This window comes from Psychromonas sp. (genome assembly GCF_047632955.1).
Classification (GTDB): domain Bacteria; phylum Pseudomonadota; class Gammaproteobacteria; order Enterobacterales; family Psychromonadaceae; genus Psychromonas.
The window spans coordinates 77603-96193 of sequence record NZ_JBLIED010000010.1; the positions used below are offsets into that span (position 1 = coordinate 77603).

General features: G+C 41.5%; 14 protein-coding genes and 1 pseudogene. 11 read left to right on the forward strand and 4 right to left on the reverse strand.

Annotation, left to right across the window (positions count from 1 at the left end):
• Window positions 1-1431, forward strand: a complete 1431-nt coding sequence (gene hldE / locus ACJAZP_RS08760; protein ID WP_415230360.1) for a bifunctional D-glycero-beta-D-manno-heptose-7-phosphate kinase/D-glycero-beta-D-manno-heptose 1-phosphate adenylyltransferase HldE — start codon at window positions 1-3, stop codon at window positions 1429-1431.
• Window positions 1432-1592: 161 nt separating this feature from the next.
• Here hldE and tolC read toward each other — a convergent pair whose 3' ends face one another.
• The gene (tolC, locus tag ACJAZP_RS08765; RefSeq protein ID WP_415230361.1) at window positions 1593-2927 is read right to left on the reverse strand and encodes an outer membrane channel protein TolC; all 1335 of its coding nucleotides are present in this window, start codon (window positions 2925-2927) and stop codon (window positions 1593-1595) included.
• Between the two features lie 110 nt (window positions 2928-3037).
• Here tolC and nudF point away from each other — a divergent pair, with 110 nt between their 5' ends.
• The 4 genes from nudF (at window position 3038) to parE (ending at window position 7318) form a co-directional block, all read left to right on the forward strand.
• Window positions 3038-3658, forward strand: coding sequence for an ADP-ribose diphosphatase (gene nudF, locus ACJAZP_RS08770; RefSeq protein WP_415230362.1), 621 nt, complete (start codon window positions 3038-3040; stop codon window positions 3656-3658).
• Window positions 3659-3894: 236 nt separating this feature from the next.
• A complete protein-coding gene (cpdA, locus tag ACJAZP_RS08775; RefSeq protein ID WP_415230363.1) occupies window positions 3895-4722 on the forward strand; it encodes a 3',5'-cyclic-AMP phosphodiesterase in 828 nt (275 codons plus the stop codon).
• On the forward strand, window positions 4722-5294 hold the full coding sequence (locus ACJAZP_RS08780) for a YqiA/YcfP family alpha/beta fold hydrolase (RefSeq protein ID WP_415230364.1): 573 nt from the start codon (window positions 4722-4724) through the stop codon (window positions 5292-5294). The genes cpdA and ACJAZP_RS08780 overlap by 1 nt, the downstream gene beginning before the upstream one ends.
• Before the next feature lie 134 nt (window positions 5295-5428).
• Window positions 5429-7318, forward strand: coding sequence for a DNA topoisomerase IV subunit B (gene parE, locus ACJAZP_RS08785; RefSeq protein ID WP_415230365.1), 1890 nt, complete (start codon window positions 5429-5431; stop codon window positions 7316-7318).
• A 177-nt stretch (window positions 7319-7495) separates the two neighbouring features.
• Here the strand turns inward: parE and leuA are convergent, their stop codons facing one another.
• Complete coding sequence (gene leuA, locus ACJAZP_RS08790) at window positions 7496-9229, reverse strand: 2-isopropylmalate synthase (protein ID WP_415230366.1); 1734 nt, start codon at window positions 9227-9229, stop codon at window positions 7496-7498.
• Window positions 9230-9548: 319 nt separating this feature from the next.
• Here leuA and ACJAZP_RS08795 point away from each other — a divergent pair, with 319 nt between their 5' ends.
• Both ACJAZP_RS08795 and ACJAZP_RS08800 read left to right on the forward strand, forming a co-directional pair.
• The gene (locus ACJAZP_RS08795) at window positions 9549-10025 is read left to right on the forward strand and encodes an Lrp/AsnC family transcriptional regulator (protein WP_415230367.1); all 477 of its coding nucleotides are present in this window, start codon (window positions 9549-9551) and stop codon (window positions 10023-10025) included.
• Between the two features lie 186 nt (window positions 10026-10211).
• Complete coding sequence (locus ACJAZP_RS08800) at window positions 10212-11015, forward strand: MetQ/NlpA family ABC transporter substrate-binding protein (protein WP_415230368.1); 804 nt, start codon at window positions 10212-10214, stop codon at window positions 11013-11015.
• Window positions 11016-11174: 159 nt separating this feature from the next.
• Here the strand turns inward: ACJAZP_RS08800 and ACJAZP_RS08805 are convergent, their stop codons facing one another.
• Entirely contained in the window at window positions 11175-12095 is a 921-nt protein-coding gene (locus tag ACJAZP_RS08805) for a LysR substrate-binding domain-containing protein (protein ID WP_415230369.1), read from the reverse strand.
• Window positions 12096-12251: 156 nt separating this feature from the next.
• Between ACJAZP_RS08805 and ACJAZP_RS08810 the strand changes: the two genes are divergently transcribed.
• Together ACJAZP_RS08810 and ACJAZP_RS08815 are read left to right on the forward strand one after the other, a co-directional pair.
• Complete coding sequence (locus tag ACJAZP_RS08810) at window positions 12252-12956, forward strand: type 1 glutamine amidotransferase domain-containing protein (RefSeq protein ID WP_415230370.1); 705 nt, start codon at window positions 12252-12254, stop codon at window positions 12954-12956.
• A 101-nt stretch (window positions 12957-13057) separates the two neighbouring features.
• Window positions 13058-14215: an iron-containing alcohol dehydrogenase gene (locus ACJAZP_RS08815; RefSeq protein ID WP_415230371.1), complete on the forward strand. Its 1158-nt coding sequence runs from the start codon at window positions 13058-13060 to the stop codon at window positions 14213-14215.
• A 514-nt stretch (window positions 14216-14729) separates the two neighbouring features.
• Here the strand turns inward: ACJAZP_RS08815 and ACJAZP_RS08820 are convergent.
• Window positions 14730-15657: pseudogene (locus ACJAZP_RS08820) on the reverse strand (IS1595 family transposase).
• A gap of 421 nt (window positions 15658-16078) precedes the next feature.
• On the opposite strand from ACJAZP_RS08820, the gene ACJAZP_RS08825 reads away from it, so the two are divergent.
• A complete protein-coding gene (locus ACJAZP_RS08825; protein WP_415230372.1) occupies window positions 16079-16948 on the forward strand; it encodes a helix-turn-helix domain-containing protein in 870 nt (289 codons plus the stop codon).
• The gene (locus ACJAZP_RS08830; RefSeq protein ID WP_415230373.1) at window positions 16938-18434 is read left to right on the forward strand and encodes a L,D-transpeptidase family protein; all 1497 of its coding nucleotides are present in this window, start codon (window positions 16938-16940) and stop codon (window positions 18432-18434) included. The genes ACJAZP_RS08825 and ACJAZP_RS08830 overlap by 11 nt, the downstream gene beginning before the upstream one ends.
• Window positions 18435-18591: the final 157 nt, after the last annotated feature.

Sequence of the window (18591 nt, forward strand, 5' to 3'; positions counted from 1 at the left end):
ATGAAAATAATATTACCGGAATATGACAAGGCGCAAGTATTAGTAGTTGGCGATGTCATGTTAGATCGATACTGGCATGGGCCAACGGTTCGAATCTCCCCTGAGGCGCCCGTGCCGGTGGTTAAGGTTGAGCAGATCGAAGAGCGTCCGGGCGGGGCTGCCAATGTCGCCTTAAATGTCGCCGCGCTGGGTGGTAAGGTCAATTTGATTGGTCTGGTTGGCAGTGATGAAGCCGCCGATATATTAGTAAAAAGTCTTAAATCCGTACATGTCACTACAGATTTTGTTCGCGTGCCTAATTTCCCGACTATTACCAAATTAAGAGTATTAAGTCGCCATCAGCAGTTATTACGTTTAGATTTTGAAGAGGGATTTGAGGGCATAGACAGCACTGAGATATTAGAAAAAATGCACGGCAGTCTAACGCATCAGCAAAGTGTGGTTATCTTATCGGATTATAATAAAGGCACTTTAGCCGATGTGCAGAAAATGATTCAGCTGGCCAAAAAATTCAATTCACTGGTGTTAGTGGATCCCAAAGGTTCTGATTTTGAAAAATATCGTGGTGCAACCCTGTTAACCCCAAACTTTGGCGAATTTGAAGCGGTGGTGGGTAAGTGTCATTCCGATAAAGAGTTGGTTGAGCGTGGCCTGGCATTGATTAAAAAATTGGATCTTGACGCTTTATTAGTGACCCGCAGTGAGCATGGCATGACGTTGTTAAGAGAGGGGCAAGAGCCGCTCCATCTGCCTACACAGGCGCAGGAAGTTTATGATGTGACCGGTGCGGGTGATACCGTTATTTCTGTTTTAGCTTCGTCATTGGCCGCAGGCAGTTCATTTGAACAGTCCTGTGCGTTAGCTAATGCCGCTGCAGGTGTGGTGGTCGGTAAAATCGGTACTTCAGCGGTTAATACTATTGAATTGGCGAATGCGGTTTATAGTCTGCAGGAGATAGGTTTTGGTGTGCTTTCAGAAGAACAACTTAAACTGGCTGTACAGCTCGCTCAGCATCGCGGCGAGAAAGTGGTGATGACCAACGGCTGCTTTGATATCCTCCATGCAGGTCATGTTTCATATCTAAATACAGCTCGAGAGCAAGGTGACCGTTTAATCGTTGCAGTTAACAGCGACCAATCAGTACGCGGCTTAAAAGGTGAAGGGCGTCCTGTTAATTCCGTTGACCGGCGCATGGCTGTATTAGCCGGGTTAGCCGCAGTTGACTGGGTGATCGAATTTACCGAAGGAACACCACAGCGCTTAATCGCTGAGATTTTGCCGGATCTGCTGGTTAAAGGCGGAGATTATCACCCGGAAGAAATCGCCGGTGGAAAAGAGGTGATTGCTAATGGTGGGGAGGTGCGTGTTTTGCAGTTTGAAGAGGGCTGTTCAACGTCTGAGATTATCAAAACAATTCGAAATAATCCGTAACAATGCTTAAACTCACTTTGTATTAACACCGTGAATGGATCTAAAGCGAATAAAAAGGGAAGCAGATTGCTTCCCTTTTTGATTAAACCCTTTACTTTAAATTGTATTTTTTAATCTTCAATTAATTGCACTAGACAAATTTCAGTTTTGAATTTCTGCCGTTAGGATTTGCCTGATATTTTTGGATTGACTTTAATTAAACTGCTGGAAATATCAATAATATCCTGCTCCGATAAAGTGCCGGCAGAAAGTTTAAGCTGCAGCATATTGAGGATATAATCATAACGTGCATTCGCTAATTGATTTTCCGAGTTGTACAGAGAACGCGTTGCATCCAACACATCAACGATAGTACGGGTACCCACTTCAAAACCTGCTTCTGTTGCATCTAGGGCACTGCGTGAAGAGAGCACTGTTTGTTCATAAGCGCGAAGAGAACTGATTGCTGCGCCGACATTATTATAACCACTATTGATCTGTGCTTCTGTGCTGCGGAATGTTTGTACTAAATCTTCACTGGCCATTACATAACTATATTGTGCTTGTTTTACACGCGAGGTAATAGCACCTCCGCTATAAATGGGTACATTTAAGCTAAGGCCAAAGGTCGCTGATGTTGCATCATATGAGTTTGAGCTAGAGTTATCATAGTCGTAATCGTTATAGCCTAAATCAGTGGTAAAATCGAGTGTTGGAGCATGGCCTGCTTTTGCTAAGTCGATATTCATTTTTGCTAACTCTTTAGCAATACGTTTACCGTGCAAGTCTAAGTTATGCTCTAGTGCTTTATTGCGCCAGTATTTCACATCACCTTCAAGCGGCTGTGGGGAAAATGTTTTGGTGTTTAAATAAGCAACTTGTTTTACATCTTCGCCGGTTAATTCGCGCAATGCATAATATGTGTTAGCAAGGTCATTTTCTGCGATGATTTCATCGGCCGTTGTCCTGTCGTATTCCGCCTGCGCTTCATGCACATCGGTGATCGCAATTAAACCCACTTCAAAACGTTGTTGTGTTTGTTCTAGTTGACGTTCCACAGCGCGTTTATTCGCTTTAACTGATTTTACGGATTCATCAGCACTCAATACATCAAAGTAAGCGGATGCAGTACGGAACAATAAATTCTGCGCTGCATAACCATAAATAGTTGCATACTCAGTCGCTTGTTTCTCAGAGATATCGGCTTGCTGCCAATATGCACTATTATAAATCGATTGAGCCAGAGAAAATCCTACTCCGGTAGTCGTATTGGTCGAAGCATCGCGGCTTGATTGCGTTCTAGAACCCTCTAGACCAAAGCCAATTTGGGGTAATAATTGAGCATTTGTTTCTGTTACTTTTTCTAAATAGACATCGTACTGGGCTTTGCTTTTAAGGATAATAGGATCTTTGGTTTTGGCGGTTTGGTATACTTGTAATAACGTGTCAGCCGAAACAGAGTAACTGTAGCTAGTAAGGGCAAAGAAGGCTGCGAGGGAAAATTGTTTTATGGCCATGTTAATAAATCCTATAAGTGTGCTAGCTGCTGAAACTTTATGCTAATTTAGTGACAAATTAAGTGTAATATAAAAAATTAGGTTATGTATTTTTCTAAGGAATAAAAAAAATGAACGTTCATTCAGGTGGAAGTGTATTTTATAATCAAGATGATGTGCAAGTATTATCTAAGAAATCTTTATATAAAGGTTTTTTTGAATGTAATTTATATACGTTAAGGCATAAATTATTTGCAGGTGGTTGGAGTCCCGAGATAAAACTTGAGTTTTTTGAACGCGGCCATGCAGCCGTATTATTACCCTATGATGTCAAAAACGATACCGTGGTATTAATCGAGCAGTTTCGTTTTGGTGCAATGGGCGGTGAAAAATCTCCGTGGTTATTTGAATTAGTGGCCGGGATCATTGAACAGGACGAAGTGGCAGAGCAAGTCGCTAAACGTGAAGCCTTTGAAGAAGCGGGGCTAACCGTGCAATCATGCCAGTTTATGCTCAATTATCTTGTCAGTCCGGGTGGCACAACAGAGCAGATTGATCTGTTTATCGCCAACGTAGACAGCAGTGAGGTGGATGGATTATACGGACTGGCGCATGAAGGAGAAGATATTCGCGCGCACGTTGTGCCAAGAGAAATAGCTTATCAGTGGGTAAAAGAGGGTAAAATATATAATGCGGCGACCATCATCGCCTTACAATGGCTTGAACTAAATAAAGAAAATTTAACTATTTAAGGCGTGAAAATGGTTAAATAAAAAGTATCGGGTTATTTGCCAGTAATAATCCCGGTATACAGATCGCAAATTTACAAGTAAATCGCGCATCATCTCGGTTTTTTAGCATTTTTTTTAAAAAACCTAACTAAGCAAATGGTAAAATAATCCTCTCAGGTATAACTGCTGTTATATTAAGGTCAAATTATGTCCATTAAACACATATTACAATCTCCATTAATTTACGAATGAAAGTTATGAGCACACAAGTCGCAACATTAAAATCAGACCCGCAAGGTTGTTTACAACTTCTGCAAATCACAGATACCCATCTTTTTTCCGATCGGAACAAAGACCTGCTGGGTATAAAGCCAGCTGAAAGTTATGAGGCTGTGATTAAACATGCTGCTCGTTATTCAACGAGATGCCAAGCTGTTTTATCAACGGGCGATCTGTCTCAAGATCATTCCCGACAATCCTACCTTGATTTTACCGATCAGATAAAAACCTTGAATTTACCCTGTTACTGGTTGCCCGGCAATCATGATATGCAATCGGTGATGTTGCCCAGTCTTTTGCAGGAGGGCCTTGCGCAGAGCAAGCAGATTGTTAGCGATTTTTGGCAAATTATTTTACTGGATTCACAGGTTGAGGGTGCGCCTCATGGCTTTTTAAGTGAGCAACAACTGGATTTTTTACAGCAAGCTTTGAGCGAATATCCCAATAAACATACTCTAATTTGTGTGCATCATCATGTTTTACCAGTAAAATCTGCCTGGTTAGATCAGCATATTCTAAAAAATAACCAGCAGTTTTTAGCCCTCATCAAGTTGCATTCCAATGTGCGTGCAGTGCTTTCCGGACATGTGCATCAAGCGGGCGATAGCGAATTCAATCAGGTGCGCTTTCTAACCAGTCCATCTACTTGCCTGCAGTTCAAGCCCGATTCCGAGGATTTTGCTGTTGATGATAGTGCCCCCGGTTACCGCTATTTAGCGTTAAATAAAAATGGTACTATGGAAACTAAAGTTGAGCGCGTAGCGCATGGGGTATTTACCACCAATAAAGATGCAACAGGTTATTAATGCAGAAAATTTTATTATCCCTACACGGTTATCACAGTTCTCCCGGATCTTTAAAAGCACGACAAATGTATTCTTATTTAGCGGAGTATTTTCCTGAAATAAGCTTTGTCTGTCCGCAACTCCCGTGCCTGCCTATGCGGATGTGGGAGTCGATTGAGTCTGTTTTTGAGCAATATAAGGGCGCAGAAATCGCTGTCATGGGAAGCTCTCTGGGCGGTTATTTAGCAGAAAAAGCAAGTGAGCAATATGGGGTGAAGGTGGTGTTAATCAATCCGGCTGTTTTTCCCTATCGTTTACTGCAGCAATACGCGGGAATGCAAACTCATCCTTACACCCAGCAGTCTTATCAAATAGATGAAAACTATCTGCTGCAGTTAAAAAAACTGGCCATAAAAGAGCTCAGTGAGCCGCAAAAATGTTGGGTTTTATTACAAAAAAACGATGAAGTTTTAAATTATCGGGAAGCCTTAGATAAATTCCAAGGCTGTAAAATAACCTGTGAAGAGGGGGGTGATCATAGTTTTGTTGGTTTTGAACGTTTCTTACCTGATATCATTAAATTCTTATTTTAGTTATTCATTTTTTAAAATAACTTCTCGTTCTTCCAATATAAGCACAAGCATGGATAACCAATACAATTCAGATTTTATTTTATGTATTAATTAGTTAAAATAACTCCCCCCGTTTTTTCAATATAGGTACAAGCATGAGCGACCAATACAATTCTGATTCCATTGAGGTCTTAAACGGTCTTGATCCCGTTCGCCACCGTCCGGGAATGTACACCGACACAACTCGTCCGAATCATCTTGGTCAGGAAGTTATCGATAACAGTGTGGATGAAGCTTTAGCGGGGCACGCGACGACTATCCAGGTAATTTTACACCAGGATCAATCCTTAGAAGTGATTGATGACGGACGTGGTATGCCGGTTGATATTCACCCTGAAGAGCGCATTTCAGGCGTTGAGCTTATTTTCTGTAAATTACATGCGGGGGGTAAATTTTCCGGTAAAAATTACGAAATATCCGGCGGTCTTCACGGAGTTGGGATCTCCGTGGTTAATGCATTATCAAAACGTGTGGATGTGAGTATTCGTCGTGATGGTCAAGTTTATGACATTGCCTTTGAAAATGGTGAAAAGGTTGAAGAGTTGCACGTAACGGGGGTTTGCGGAAAACGTAATACCGGCACCACGGTGCATTTTCATCCCGATCCCGCTTATTTTGACAGTCCTCGATTTTCAGTGTCTCGTTTACTGCACCTGTTAAAAGCCAAAGCCGTGTTATGTGCGGGTCTGACCATCAAATTTAAAGACAAAATAAATAAAAATGATTATCAGTGGTGCTATCAGGATGGTTTAAATGATTACCTGCTGGAAGCCGTTGCAGACAATGAGCTATTACCACCTCAGCCCTTTACCGGCAATTTTTCGGCAAAAAGTGAAACAGTGAATTGGTCGGTCGTGTGGTTACCCGATGGCGGGATTTCAATTTCAGAAAGTTATGTAAATTTAATACCTACACTGCAGGGCGGAACACACGTTAATGGTTTTAGACAGGGGCTGCTGGATGCGATGCGTGAGTTCTGTGATATTCGCAACCTTCTACCGCGCGGTTTAAAATTAAGCCCGGAAGATATTTGGGACAGATGTGCTTATATCCTTTCTGTTAAAATCAAAGATCCACAGTTTGCCGGACAAATAAAAGAACGACTCTCATCAAGGCAGTGCGCTGCTTTTGTTTCCGGTGTGGTAAAAGATGCCTTTAGCTTATGGCTCAATGCACATGTTAATGAGGCCGAGTTACTGGCGGAATTTTGCATTAATAATGCCCATACCCGAACGCGTAAAAGTAAAAAAATAGCCCGTAAGAAGATCACTCAGGGTCCGGCTCTTCCGGGTAAACTGACCGACTGCTCAACTCAGGAGCCGATGCGCGGGGAAATCTTTCTAGTCGAAGGTGATTCGGCTGGCGGCTCTGCAAAGCAGGCGCGGGATCGCGAGTTTCAGGCGATAATGCCGTTACGGGGAAAAATCAAAAATACCTGGGAAGACGACTCTGAGATCATTTTAAATTCCGAAGAGATCCATAATATCTCCGTGGCAATAGGGATTGACCCTGCTTCCTCGAATTTATCCGGCTTACGTTATGGAAAAATCTGTATTCTTGCCGATGCCGACTCCGACGGTCTGCACATCGCAACGCTTATCTGTGCTCTGTTTGTACGTCATTTTCGATCCGTCGTTGATGCCGGGCACCTGTTTGTCGCAATGCCGCCGTTATACCGAATTGATATCGGTAAAGAAGTTTATTATGCCTTGGATGAAGCAGAAAAAGACGGAGTGTTGAATCGTATCGAATCGGAGAAAAAACGCGGTAAAGTCAATGTTCAGCGCTTTAAAGGTCTGGGTGAAATGAACCCGTTGCAGTTGCGTGAAACGACCATGGATCCTAATACCCGTCGTTTAGTTCAGCTGACCACTGAAGGTGCTGAGAAAATGTTAGAAATGATGGATATGTTACTTGCGAAAAAACGTGCGGGTGATCGTAAGGTCTGGCTTGAAGACCGGGGTGATATGGCCTCGATTGATTAAATACCCGGCGCTCACAGCAGGGTAATAGTGTAAAAACAGAGGCGTTTTATTTGCAGTTTATCTTCAACGAGAGGATGTTGGTGATGCGCGTATTTGAATTTAAAATGAATTATCCAACCTGGTGACAGGGTGAATAATTCATTTTTTTTGAAGATTTTAAGCAATAAATAGTCGCGACTACACGGCAGCTAATTTTAAATCGCGGTGCTGACAGACAGCTCCGCTGCGACTGACCGCATTAAGGACTGCCTGCAAAGAAGCTGTGACTATATCGTGGCACTTGGCTGCTGCGCAGTAACGTCGACCTTGAAGGCTTAGTTGGACATAAGCCATCGCTTCGGCCTGTTCATTTTCAGCCCCTTCTTTGCTCGGCAGGGCATGCTCGCTATAATCGATTAAAACAATATCAGCGCCGACCGAGGCACTTAATCCTTTGACAAAAGCATCCAGTACCCCTTTACCTTGACCTTTAATACTCACTAAGCCGTTCATGGTGAGTATCTGCGCCTGCAGACTATCGGCATTACTTTGACGGTTAAGCTGGTAGTTGTCGACAGTTGCGCTTTTCTGCCCGGCTAAATAAGTCTGCGAAAAAATATTGTGGATCATTAAAGATGAAACTTCACTCGCAGAGCTTTCCGCATGTTCTTGGATATGCGGACTGAAGTCTACCTGCATCCAGCGCGGCATTTGTATACCATAGTCCTGCTCCAGTACGTGGGCGACTCCGCCTTTGCCTGACTGACTATTGATGCGAATAACCTGCTGGTAAGTTCGCCCTAAATCACGCGGGTCGATGGGCAAATAAGCCACTTGCCACTCTGTTTGCGGATCACTGCTGCGCTGCGTTGCATCAATCGCCATACATTTATTAATTGCATCCTGATGACTGCCGGAAAAAGCCGCAAAAACTAATTCGCCGGCGTAGGGGTGACGAGGGTGCACGGCCAGCTGTGTGCAGCGTTCAACGGTTGCAATTATACTGTCCATATCAGAAAAATTTAGTTTTGGATCAATGCCCTGACTATATAAATTCATCGCCATAGTAACTATATCCATATTACCCGTGCGTTCGCCGTTGCCAAGTAATGTGCCTTCGATACGATCCGCACCGGCCAGTACACCCAGCTCTGCAGCTGCCACGCCGCAGCCGCGGTCGTTATGAGTATGTAAACTGATGGTCACCGATTGCCTATGGCTGATATGGTCACAAATCCATTCAATTTGATCTGCATAGACGTTAGGCGTTGATGTCTCAACTGTTGCAGGTAAATTGATAATTACCTTGTTTTCAGGGGTCGGCTGCCAAACATTAATGACGGCATCGCAAACTTCTACGGCGTAATCCATTTCCGTACCGGTAAAGCTTTCAGTGGAATACTGGAACGACCACTTTGTCTCGGGTTGTGCAGTCGCAAAGTCTTGTATCCATTGCGCTCCCTGTACGGCAATGTCTTTAATTTCAGCACGTGATTTTTTAAATACCTGCTCACGCTGTACCGTTGAGGTGGAGTTATATAAGTGCACTATGGCTTTTTTTGCGCCTTTTAAAGCGGCAAAGCTGCGTGCTATTAAAGGCTCGCGTGCCTGCGTTAATATCTGAATAGTGACGTCGTCGGGAATTAAATCCTGCTCAATAAGCTGCCGCACAAAATCGAAATCAGGTGCCGATGCCGCGGGAAAACCAACTTCAATCTCTTTAAAACCGACATCCACTAAGAGTTTAAACAGATCCAGCTTTTGGCCTGGACTCATCGGCTCGATCAAGGCTTGATTACCATCGCGTAAATCGACACTGCACCACAGAGGCGCCGCTTTGATAATTTGATCCGGCCAGCGTCTATTGGTTTTTTTGATGGGCGCGTAAGCGCGATATTTTTTATGGTTAAAACTGGAGTGGATATTAGACACGGGTCATTTCCTTTTCGATCATCGGCAGAGAGGGGATGAATTCGCGAGTTGGTGCACCTTGGTAAGGGTATAACCGCCCGTTTCCGGTAAGAAACTTTGCTCGCTATCCATGTACTGATTTTAGAGCGAGTTGGTGCACCTTGGTAAGGGTATTACCGCCCGTTTCCGGTAAGAAACTTTGCTCGCTATCCATGTACTAACTATAGAGTGAATGGTGTAGCGAGTGGTTGCAAAGTGACTCTTTTTTTGTGGTTATTGTGCAATAAATAACTAGTAAATGTGCTATCGTTAGTGAAAAAATCTATACAGGTAAAATGCTATGCAAAAACTCATTAAATTAGACCGTATTGATAAGCATATTCTTAGACTGATGCAGAGCAATGCGCGTATTAGTAATTTGGAATTAGCCGACAGTGTCGGTTTATCACCCACGCCCTGTTCTCGTCGTGTGAAACGGCTGGAAGAGTCGGGGATCATCGATAAACACGTCACTTTATTAAAACCCTCGGTACTGGGCTTAAATTTGACTGCCATGATTGGTATTTCAATGGATCGCCATACACCGGATCGTTTTGATAATTTTGAACGGGCGATTGCCGCATTACCTGAGGTACTGGAATGTTTGATTGTGACCGGGCAGTCTGCTGATTTTTTGTTAAAAGTAGTAGTGCGGGATATGCCGCATTATGAGCAGTTTTTACTTGGGAAATTAACCAAGTTAAAAGGAGTTACCGGTGTACATTCAAGTTTTGTATTAAGAGAGGTGGTTAAAAAGACGGAACTGCCACTCGATTAAATTATCTGCAGCGCCTAGGGCTCTAGTCACAGCAATATATTGATTAAATTTAACTTTCCATCTGCAAAAGCTAAATATCATGTCTGTTAAAAAATATTAGAAAAACAGGTGCATCTCATTTAGGTAATGATATGATAAATATTTAGACGTCTAAACGTCTATTTTATGATTAGAATAGGGAATGTTATGAAGCAATATAAAAAAGTAAGTCAATGGATCTCGATGATCTTCCTTTTCATTGGCTTAACGGCTTGTGGTCAGGAAAACAGTTCAATATTAAAGGTCGGTGCGACCGTAGGTCCTCATGCTCAAGTGGTTGAAGCTGTCGCCAGAGAAGCTGCAAAACAAGGCTTAGAAGTTGAGGTGATAGAATTTTCAGATTATATTACGCCCAATTCAGCATTAGCTGACGGCAGTATCGATATTAACAGTTTTCAGCATCAGCCTTTTTTAAATAATTACAATAGCAATAATGGTACGCATCTGGTGCCTATCGGAAAATCCATTCTTATGCGTATGGGGCTCTACTCCACTAAATATCATTCTCTCACGGATCTTCCTGAAAATGCTTTAATTGCAATTCCTAACGATCCGACTAATGGCGGAAGAGGTCTGCTTCTTTTAGCGGATTCAAAACTGATCACACTAAAGCCTGGTGTTGGTTATAAAGCCAGTATCAATGACATCCTTGATAATCCCAAGCATCTTAAATTTGTCGAACTTGAAGCCGCGCAATTGCCAAGAAGTTTAGACGATGTGGATGTCGCTGCAATCACCATGAATTACGTTATGTCAGCCGGTTTAAATCCTCAAAAAGAAGGTATTTTTCTTGAACCGAAAGATGCGCCGTTGGCCTTAATGGTTATTGCCGTAAGAGAAGAAGATAAAAACAACGCCGATTACAAAAAGTTTGTAGAAATTTATCATTCTCAAGCGATTCGTGATTTTATACAAAAGACCTTTAAAGGCACCATAGAGCCGGCTGCCTGATAAAAACATTTTAATAGTTTTGGTGATATTCTAAAAAGGCCGCGGTCTTCTTTGTGCACGGGAAAGAATTTATTGTCCAGCATAACGAAGACCGCGGATTAGTGCAGGTCAGCAGAAACGCTTTGATCCATTTAGCCTTTTTTCACTGTAAATAATGATTTACAGTTTAACGCCCTGAGCCAGATCTTTGTACTGACTGAAAAACGTTTTTAAATAATCAATCAATAAGCGCAGTTTTTTAGACTCCGCGCCACCGGATGGAAATACCCCATAAATATCAATATCATTTAGTTGGTATTCACCAAGCACTGATTCCAGGGTGCCTGCCTGTATTCTTGGCCAGGCATCATAGGTAGGAATTCGGCCTAAGCCATGGCCGCCTTCAACAAATGCGGTGCGCGCTGCCGAGTTATTAGTACTAATCCCTCCTTTGACTTTGGTGCTATATGACCTGTTACCTTTGCTTAACTCGATCGTACTGGAGGTGAGTTTGTAAATTACCCACTCATGTTCAGTTAACTGAGCTGGGGTGGTCGGATAACCGCGCTTCTTAAAATACGAGGGCGCCCCGCATAAACAGGTGCTCAGACTAAAAATTTTACTGGCCTGCAAACCAGAATCGGGTAATGGTGCACCACGAATGGCAAGATCGATTCCCTCCTTAATAATATTAACCACCTCATCGGTGAGTTTCAGATCCAGATCGATTTTAGGATAAAGCTGACGAAAGGCATTTAATGCCGGGACGATAATTTGCAGGCCAAGATTAACCGGGCAGGTTATTTTTAACAGACCTTCAGGTTCATTTTTTAAGTTTTCAATCTGCTGGTGGGCAGCTGAAGCCTGCTCGGCAATCACCCGGCAGCGCTGATAATATTGTGAACCCGCTTCCGTTAAAGCGATCGATCGCGTGGAGCGATTAAGCAGTTTAATGGCTAAATGGGTTTCGAGCTTTTTAATGTGATAACTCACCACTGCACGCGATAAACCGATATGTTTGGCGGCACCACTTAAACTGCCTTGTTCTACTACCTGAGCAAAAACAATCATACTTTTAAGCTGCTCAAATGAAATATCCATGATTTCTCTCTGTGGCTAAATATTTATCTATTGTATCAATTATTCTAACAATGATATCAATTATGTGTGCATTGTTAAAATTACCGCAGGGGCATACACTGGTCAGGTCAATTAATCACATACAATCTATTTCAGGTTACACAAAGGAGTAAGAATATGAATCCTAAGAAAATATTAATGGTGTTAACTTCACACGCTGAACTGGGTAATACGGGCGAGAAAACCGGGTTTTGGATAGAGGAGCTTGCCGCACCTTATTACCTTTTTAAAGATGCAGAGGTCGAAATTACCTTAGCTTCACCGGCCGGTGGAGAGCCACCTCTGGATCCGAAAAGTGATACTGAAGATTTTCAAACTGACTCGACCCGACGTTTTGCCAAGGATAACGACGCGCAGTTGCAATTAAAGAACACTAAAGTGTTAGCAACCCTTAATGAAGCCGATTATGACGCCGTTTTTTACCCTGGCGGCCATGGCCCATTATGGGACTTGACGGAAAACACTGATTCGATCAAGCTGATTGAAGGCTTTTTAGCCGCTAACAAACCAGTTGCGACTGTCTGTCATGCAACCGCAGCGTTGCTTAATGTTAAAACCAGCGGCGGTCAATTTATGGTCAAAGGTAAAGTGATCTCCGGTTTTACCAATAGCGAAGAAGAGGCCGTACAGTTAACTGACATTGTGCCTTTTTTATTGGAAGATGAACTCATTAAACGTGGCGCAGAATATCAAAAAGGTGCCGATTGGGGAGCCTTTGCGGTACAGGACGGTCTGATTATCTCAGGGCAGAACCCCGGCAGTTCAGAGTTGGTTGCAGAAAAATTAATGAAGCAGTTGGAAAACCAAAAGCAGCTTAAATAATAGCAAATAAAATAAATTGGTAGATCCGTTACTAAGCAAAATTGATCTTGAATAGTAACGGGTATAGAACCCTTACATTATCGATAACAGTAGGAAGCAATATGTTAAATTTTAGTTTTGAAAATCAGACCCGCATTCATTTTGGTGAAGGTCAAATCGCGACACTCTCTACCGAAATACCAAAGGATGCCAAAGTATTAGTGGTTTATGGTGGTGGATCGATAAAAAATAATGGCGTTTATGATCAAGTGGTCAATGCCTTAAAAGATCATACCTGGTTTGAATTTTCAGGCATTGAGCCTAATCCAAAGTACGATACTTTGATGAAAGCGCAGGCCGTGATTAAAGAGCATGGTATCGATTATATACTGGCCGTTGGTGGCGGTTCTGTGGCTGACGGTTGTAAATTTATCGCCGCAGCAGCGCTGTTTACGGGTGATGATCCATGGGATATTCTGGCCAAACAACAGCCGATAGAAAGTGCCTTACCTATCGGTGTTGTGCTTACCTTACCGGCAACCGGTTCAGAAACGAATACTAACGCAGTGGTAACGCGTGACGGTAATAAATTACCCTTCTCAAGTTCTGCTGTGCGCCCGCAATTTGCTGTTTTAGATCCAGCGGTCACCTTGTCGTTATCGGATCGACAAATTAGTAACGGTGTGGTGGATGCGTTTATCCATACTATGGAGCAGTACCTTACCTATAGTGTTAACGCCAAAGTACAGGATCGTTTTGCTGAAGGTTTATTACAAACCCTAATTGAAGAGGGCCCTAAAGCGCTGCAACCAGCAACAAAAGAGAATATTGAAGTACGTGCTAATATTATGTGGTCTGCCACTATGGCATTGAATGGTCTGATTGGTGCCGGTGTGCCGCAGGATTGGGCTACCCATATGATCGGCCATGAGCTAACGGGTGCTTACGAAATTGACCATGCCCGTACTCTGTCGATTGTTTTACCTGCGGTAATGAAAGTACGTCGCATAGCTAAACATGAAAAACTGTTGCAATATGCCGAGCGTGTTTGGCATATCACCGAAGGTAGTGAAGAGCAGAAGATTGATCAGGCGATTGCATTAACGGAAGATTTTTTCCAGAAGATGGCGATGCCCGTGCGCTTGTCAGATGTTCAATTAGGTGCAGCAGAGATTGATGTTCTACTGACTAATTTGGAAGCTCATGGCATGGTCGCTCTGGGTGAACAGAAAGAAATTAACCTTGAAATCAGCCGTCAAATATTAGAGCAGGCAAGCTAATAACAACGTTTCTTTGTTGATACTTTAATCTATATCAGAAATTAAAAACCGCTTAAGTTACCACTAAGCGGTTTTTTTATTAAGACAGTTATAAAAGCACTCTCCTCCCAAGCGTCTTGCTTACTCTTAACGTTGAACAGTCCCTCGATTGAGCTCTAACAGAGCTGATATCTCAATGATAAGATTTTCCATTTTTGTCATGCTCCATTAATAACTGACGTATGCGGCTACCAATATTACGGCGTTCTTCAATATTCTCTGTTGATAGTGTTTAAAATAACGCCTTAATATTTTATACCCTTTAAACTAACACTTACCTAGCTTAACTCCTTCCCCATGCGCTTAAACAAGTGAAATTTTTCGCAGACTAAAAAAACTCCCCAGAGAGCGGGAAAATTGGGAGGTTAATCAATCTAACCAATTGTTGAGTGTAAATGACGGCTGATCCTGCTCTATGAAATAAAGGCTCTGTTCCATTTTATTGTTGTCCCCCATATGCAAATTGTAAAATTTGCTAAGAATTAAGCTTTAAGTCACTTTCCCTAAACCAAGCTAGATAATGAGGTAAATACTTTGTCGCAACGCCTCGCATTTTTCCATCAATCCAACTTTTAAAGTGGGTAATCGCACCATTCATCGTTTGAATATAATAAATTTTATTTATTACTTTATTTTTACTAATTATCAATCGCTTATGGTGGTAATTAGTTATTTTAGTAATGTTGACATAGGCCCATGCCCCATAACTGCATAAGACAGAGTTTTCTGTGATGTATGACTTCAAGTACAATTTTATTCCAGAGGCAGTATCATTTGATAATACTCAATCAATCAGGTGGTTACTGCGATCTGTAGATAATATAACGGTTACTTGTCCTTCCTTCCTTCGTTCTCTTATCTACATTACCGCCTCGCTTACTAGCTGCTGGTTTTTGTGTTAATTTTTTATCGCCTTTTTCTGAGTAGGTAAAGAAAAATTCATCAACCTCGATAATGCCTGATAGCTTGTCTGAATATTTACCTGATTGAGACACCAGAAAATGATGTCGCCATAAAAATGCCGCTTTAAGGTTAATATTGCACATGGATGCGGCTTCTCTTAGTGTTATTTTTAACCCCATACAATGTCCATATTCTTCCCAAATATGACACTTATACAGCTTAGCTAAAGGTGTTTTTGTCTTATTATTAAAGGTCTTTTGGCAGTTTTTGCAATAATATATTTGTGTTTCACCGGCTCGACCCCATTTTTTAAAATAAGAGGAGTAGCAATGAAGAGATTGAGGTAAATTATCAAATAGTGGCTGAAACAACTCATTGACCGTAATTTCTGCATGAGTTGGCTGAATTGAGCGGTGAACAACCTATCTTTGGGTTGGTATCATCGCTAATAATGTATCAGTTATCTGCTTAAGTTGGTCGACCAATGATTTAGTCTCCATAGCCTTTACCTTCAATAAGTTATGCTTATTTATAAGTATAGACAACAATCAGTTTGAACAGAGCCGAAATAAAATAGATTATAAAAAAATTATATAGTTATCTTATTGATTTATATATTAAATTTTAAGTTAAAGGCTTAGTTCTCTAAAAATAACAGCCTAATTCCGAAAGGTAAGTTTGACATAATTGCCAACATAACCAATTCTTAAAGCTGCTTGTATATTATAAACATTTGAATTTACAAAAAAAGTAGGAGGAATAAAAGAAAGGAGCAGAACTGCTAGTTTGGTATTCTGTTTTTTCTTAAATAAATAAACAATATTGAAAAATTATCACTTTATAGGATGCTTGGTTTAGTTTTTTATTTTGCCTTAAATTATTTTTCAGTTGCTAAGGCATAGTTTAAAAGGGATTTTAATTATGTTTAATCGTGATGGGAAAAACCTTCTTTTAATTGCATTTGATCCGATTTTATCACAGCGTTGTATCAAACAACTCAGTCCATTTTTTGATGTTGATTACTGCGATTCAATGGAACTTCTTGAAAAATCAAAGGGTAATCCGGGGGCCGTTATTTATTTAATGGATTTTACGCGTGCTGATCATCTCTATAATTTAAATTACATCCGTAATAAATATCCGGAAAAATGTTTTTTTGTTATCACTGCGACGGTGTCTATCCCCTTGTTGCATCATTCTTTGCATATCGGTGTTGATGATCTGTTTATTTTTCCGTTGTCCAATCAAGATCAACATCAGTTGTTTTGCATAATAAAAAATACAACCTCGGTACAGCTGCTGAAGGGGGCTATCGAAAGTAATATTGATCTTTTCTACTCGAATCTGATGGATAATAATCCATTGAACAGCGTCCTTGAGATCATTGAGCGCGATTTTAGTAAAAGTCCGTCTTTGCTGGATTTGTCAAAGAAAGTTTATTTAAGCCCCAGCCGTGTCAGCCATCTTTTTAAAGATTCCTGTGGTATTACTTACAGCTATTACTTGTTATTTAGAAAGCTTGAGGAGGGGGAGCGTTTATTGACCATGGGGAATATCTCCATCTCGTCTGTCTCATACCAAATAGGGTTTGCCAACCCGTCGCATTTCTGTCGAAGTTTTAAAGAGCATTTTAATATTACGCCAACCTCCTATGCAGAAGGCAATAGGGGGATCGAGCAAAGTGATGCTTATCTGCAATATCAAAGAATCAGGTCTGAATTATTCCCGGTATCCGCTGTTAAATCGGACAGTCAAGGGCTGAGTTTGGGAGCTAAACGTCATGTTGTATGAAACATTTTTTATAAAAAAGAGTAAACGGATTTTTATTCGATTATTTTTTATGCTTTTACTCTCTTCCCCGATGGCACTGTCTGCTCAGCAAGCTAGCCTTAATCAAAGCGACATCGCTTACCGGACTATTTTACAGCAATCAGAAAAACAGTTGTTATGGTTTGCATCCGATCAATTAACCTCATCGGGTCTGAGCTTAGAAAGTCTATTCGTGGATTTAGGCTGGTTATATCCTTCTAAAGACAATAAACGCTCAAGGGCTGAGCAGCAACAGCATGATCTTGCATTAACCACCGAATTGTTAAGGTTAATTCAACAAAACAGCAGTTTAGCCAACTCTGGCGCAGAGAACGTCTTAATAAATGCGATTAATAAGGGAGAGACAGAGCAGCTGTTATTTTCTTTGATTCCCAAATACCAACAGGTAGCACAATTAAGAAAGGCAATTGCTTATTACCGGTTATTATCCGCTTATCCCTGGCCAACTCTGGATGTTAATTTCCAGCCCAAACTTGGACAGAGCCATTATAAAATAAAAGCCATTAGAGATATTCTGACCCGTTTGGGGGATCTTCCGCAAAAGATGCAAACTGAATATCGCCGTGATATTTTTGATTCGGTGGTGATTAATGCATTGGAAAAATTTCAATTACGCCACGGTTTAAGCGTTGATGGAAAGTTGGGGGCTAATACCTATGCCGCGTTAGGGATCTCACCCGAGCAGCGCATTAAACAGTTACAGGTCAACCTGTGGCGCTGGTTTTCCCTGCCGACACAACCCGATAAATATCTGTTAGTGAACATACCCAGTTACCAATTATCGGTAATGGAATATGGTCAGCAGGTATTAAAGATGAAAGTAATAGTGGGTGATAGGGTTAATCAAACGCCGCAAATGATCACCAAAATAAATCAGATAACCCTGAACCCTACCTGGACACCGACCTTTAATATTATTAAAAATGAATTAATACCTGAATATCAAAAAAATCATCTATCATTAAAGCGCAAAAAATTTCAGCTGGTGAAAGGCTCGCGACAGGATCCGCAGTACAGAGAGATTGATAAGGTAAATATGGATCTGCCTAAACTGCTGCAGTCTTATCGTCTGGTACAGGCTCCCGGGGTAAATAATGCCTTAGGTAATTATCGTTTTAATATACCCAATAATCAGTTTATCTACTTGCATGATACGCCGGTTAAATCTTTATTTAATCGAGACTTTAGGGCACTCAGTCATGGCTGTGTACGCTTGCAAGATGCCGGTTTATTAGCAAAATACCTGTTAAGTTTTGAGAGTGATAAAAGTGAGCAGAAAATGCAGGCCGCCCTGAGCGCCGGAAATACCAAATATCTGTCTTTAAATAATACTCTGCCTGTTTATATTGCCTATCACACCGCCTGGTTTAATCAGCAGGGAGTATTACATTTCTCTGCCGATATTTACGCACTGGACAGCAACCAGTCAATCTTAAGCGCAATTTAGTTACCCCTTTCTTAAATCTATTCCATTCATTTTGATCCGCGCAAATCAGATGGCTTTATTTTGTTTTTAACTTCCAATATGAGCGCTTTGAAAGTCAATAGATAGACCTCGCGCAATTTCAGACTACAGAATGCAACTGGGTGATAACGTATTCAAC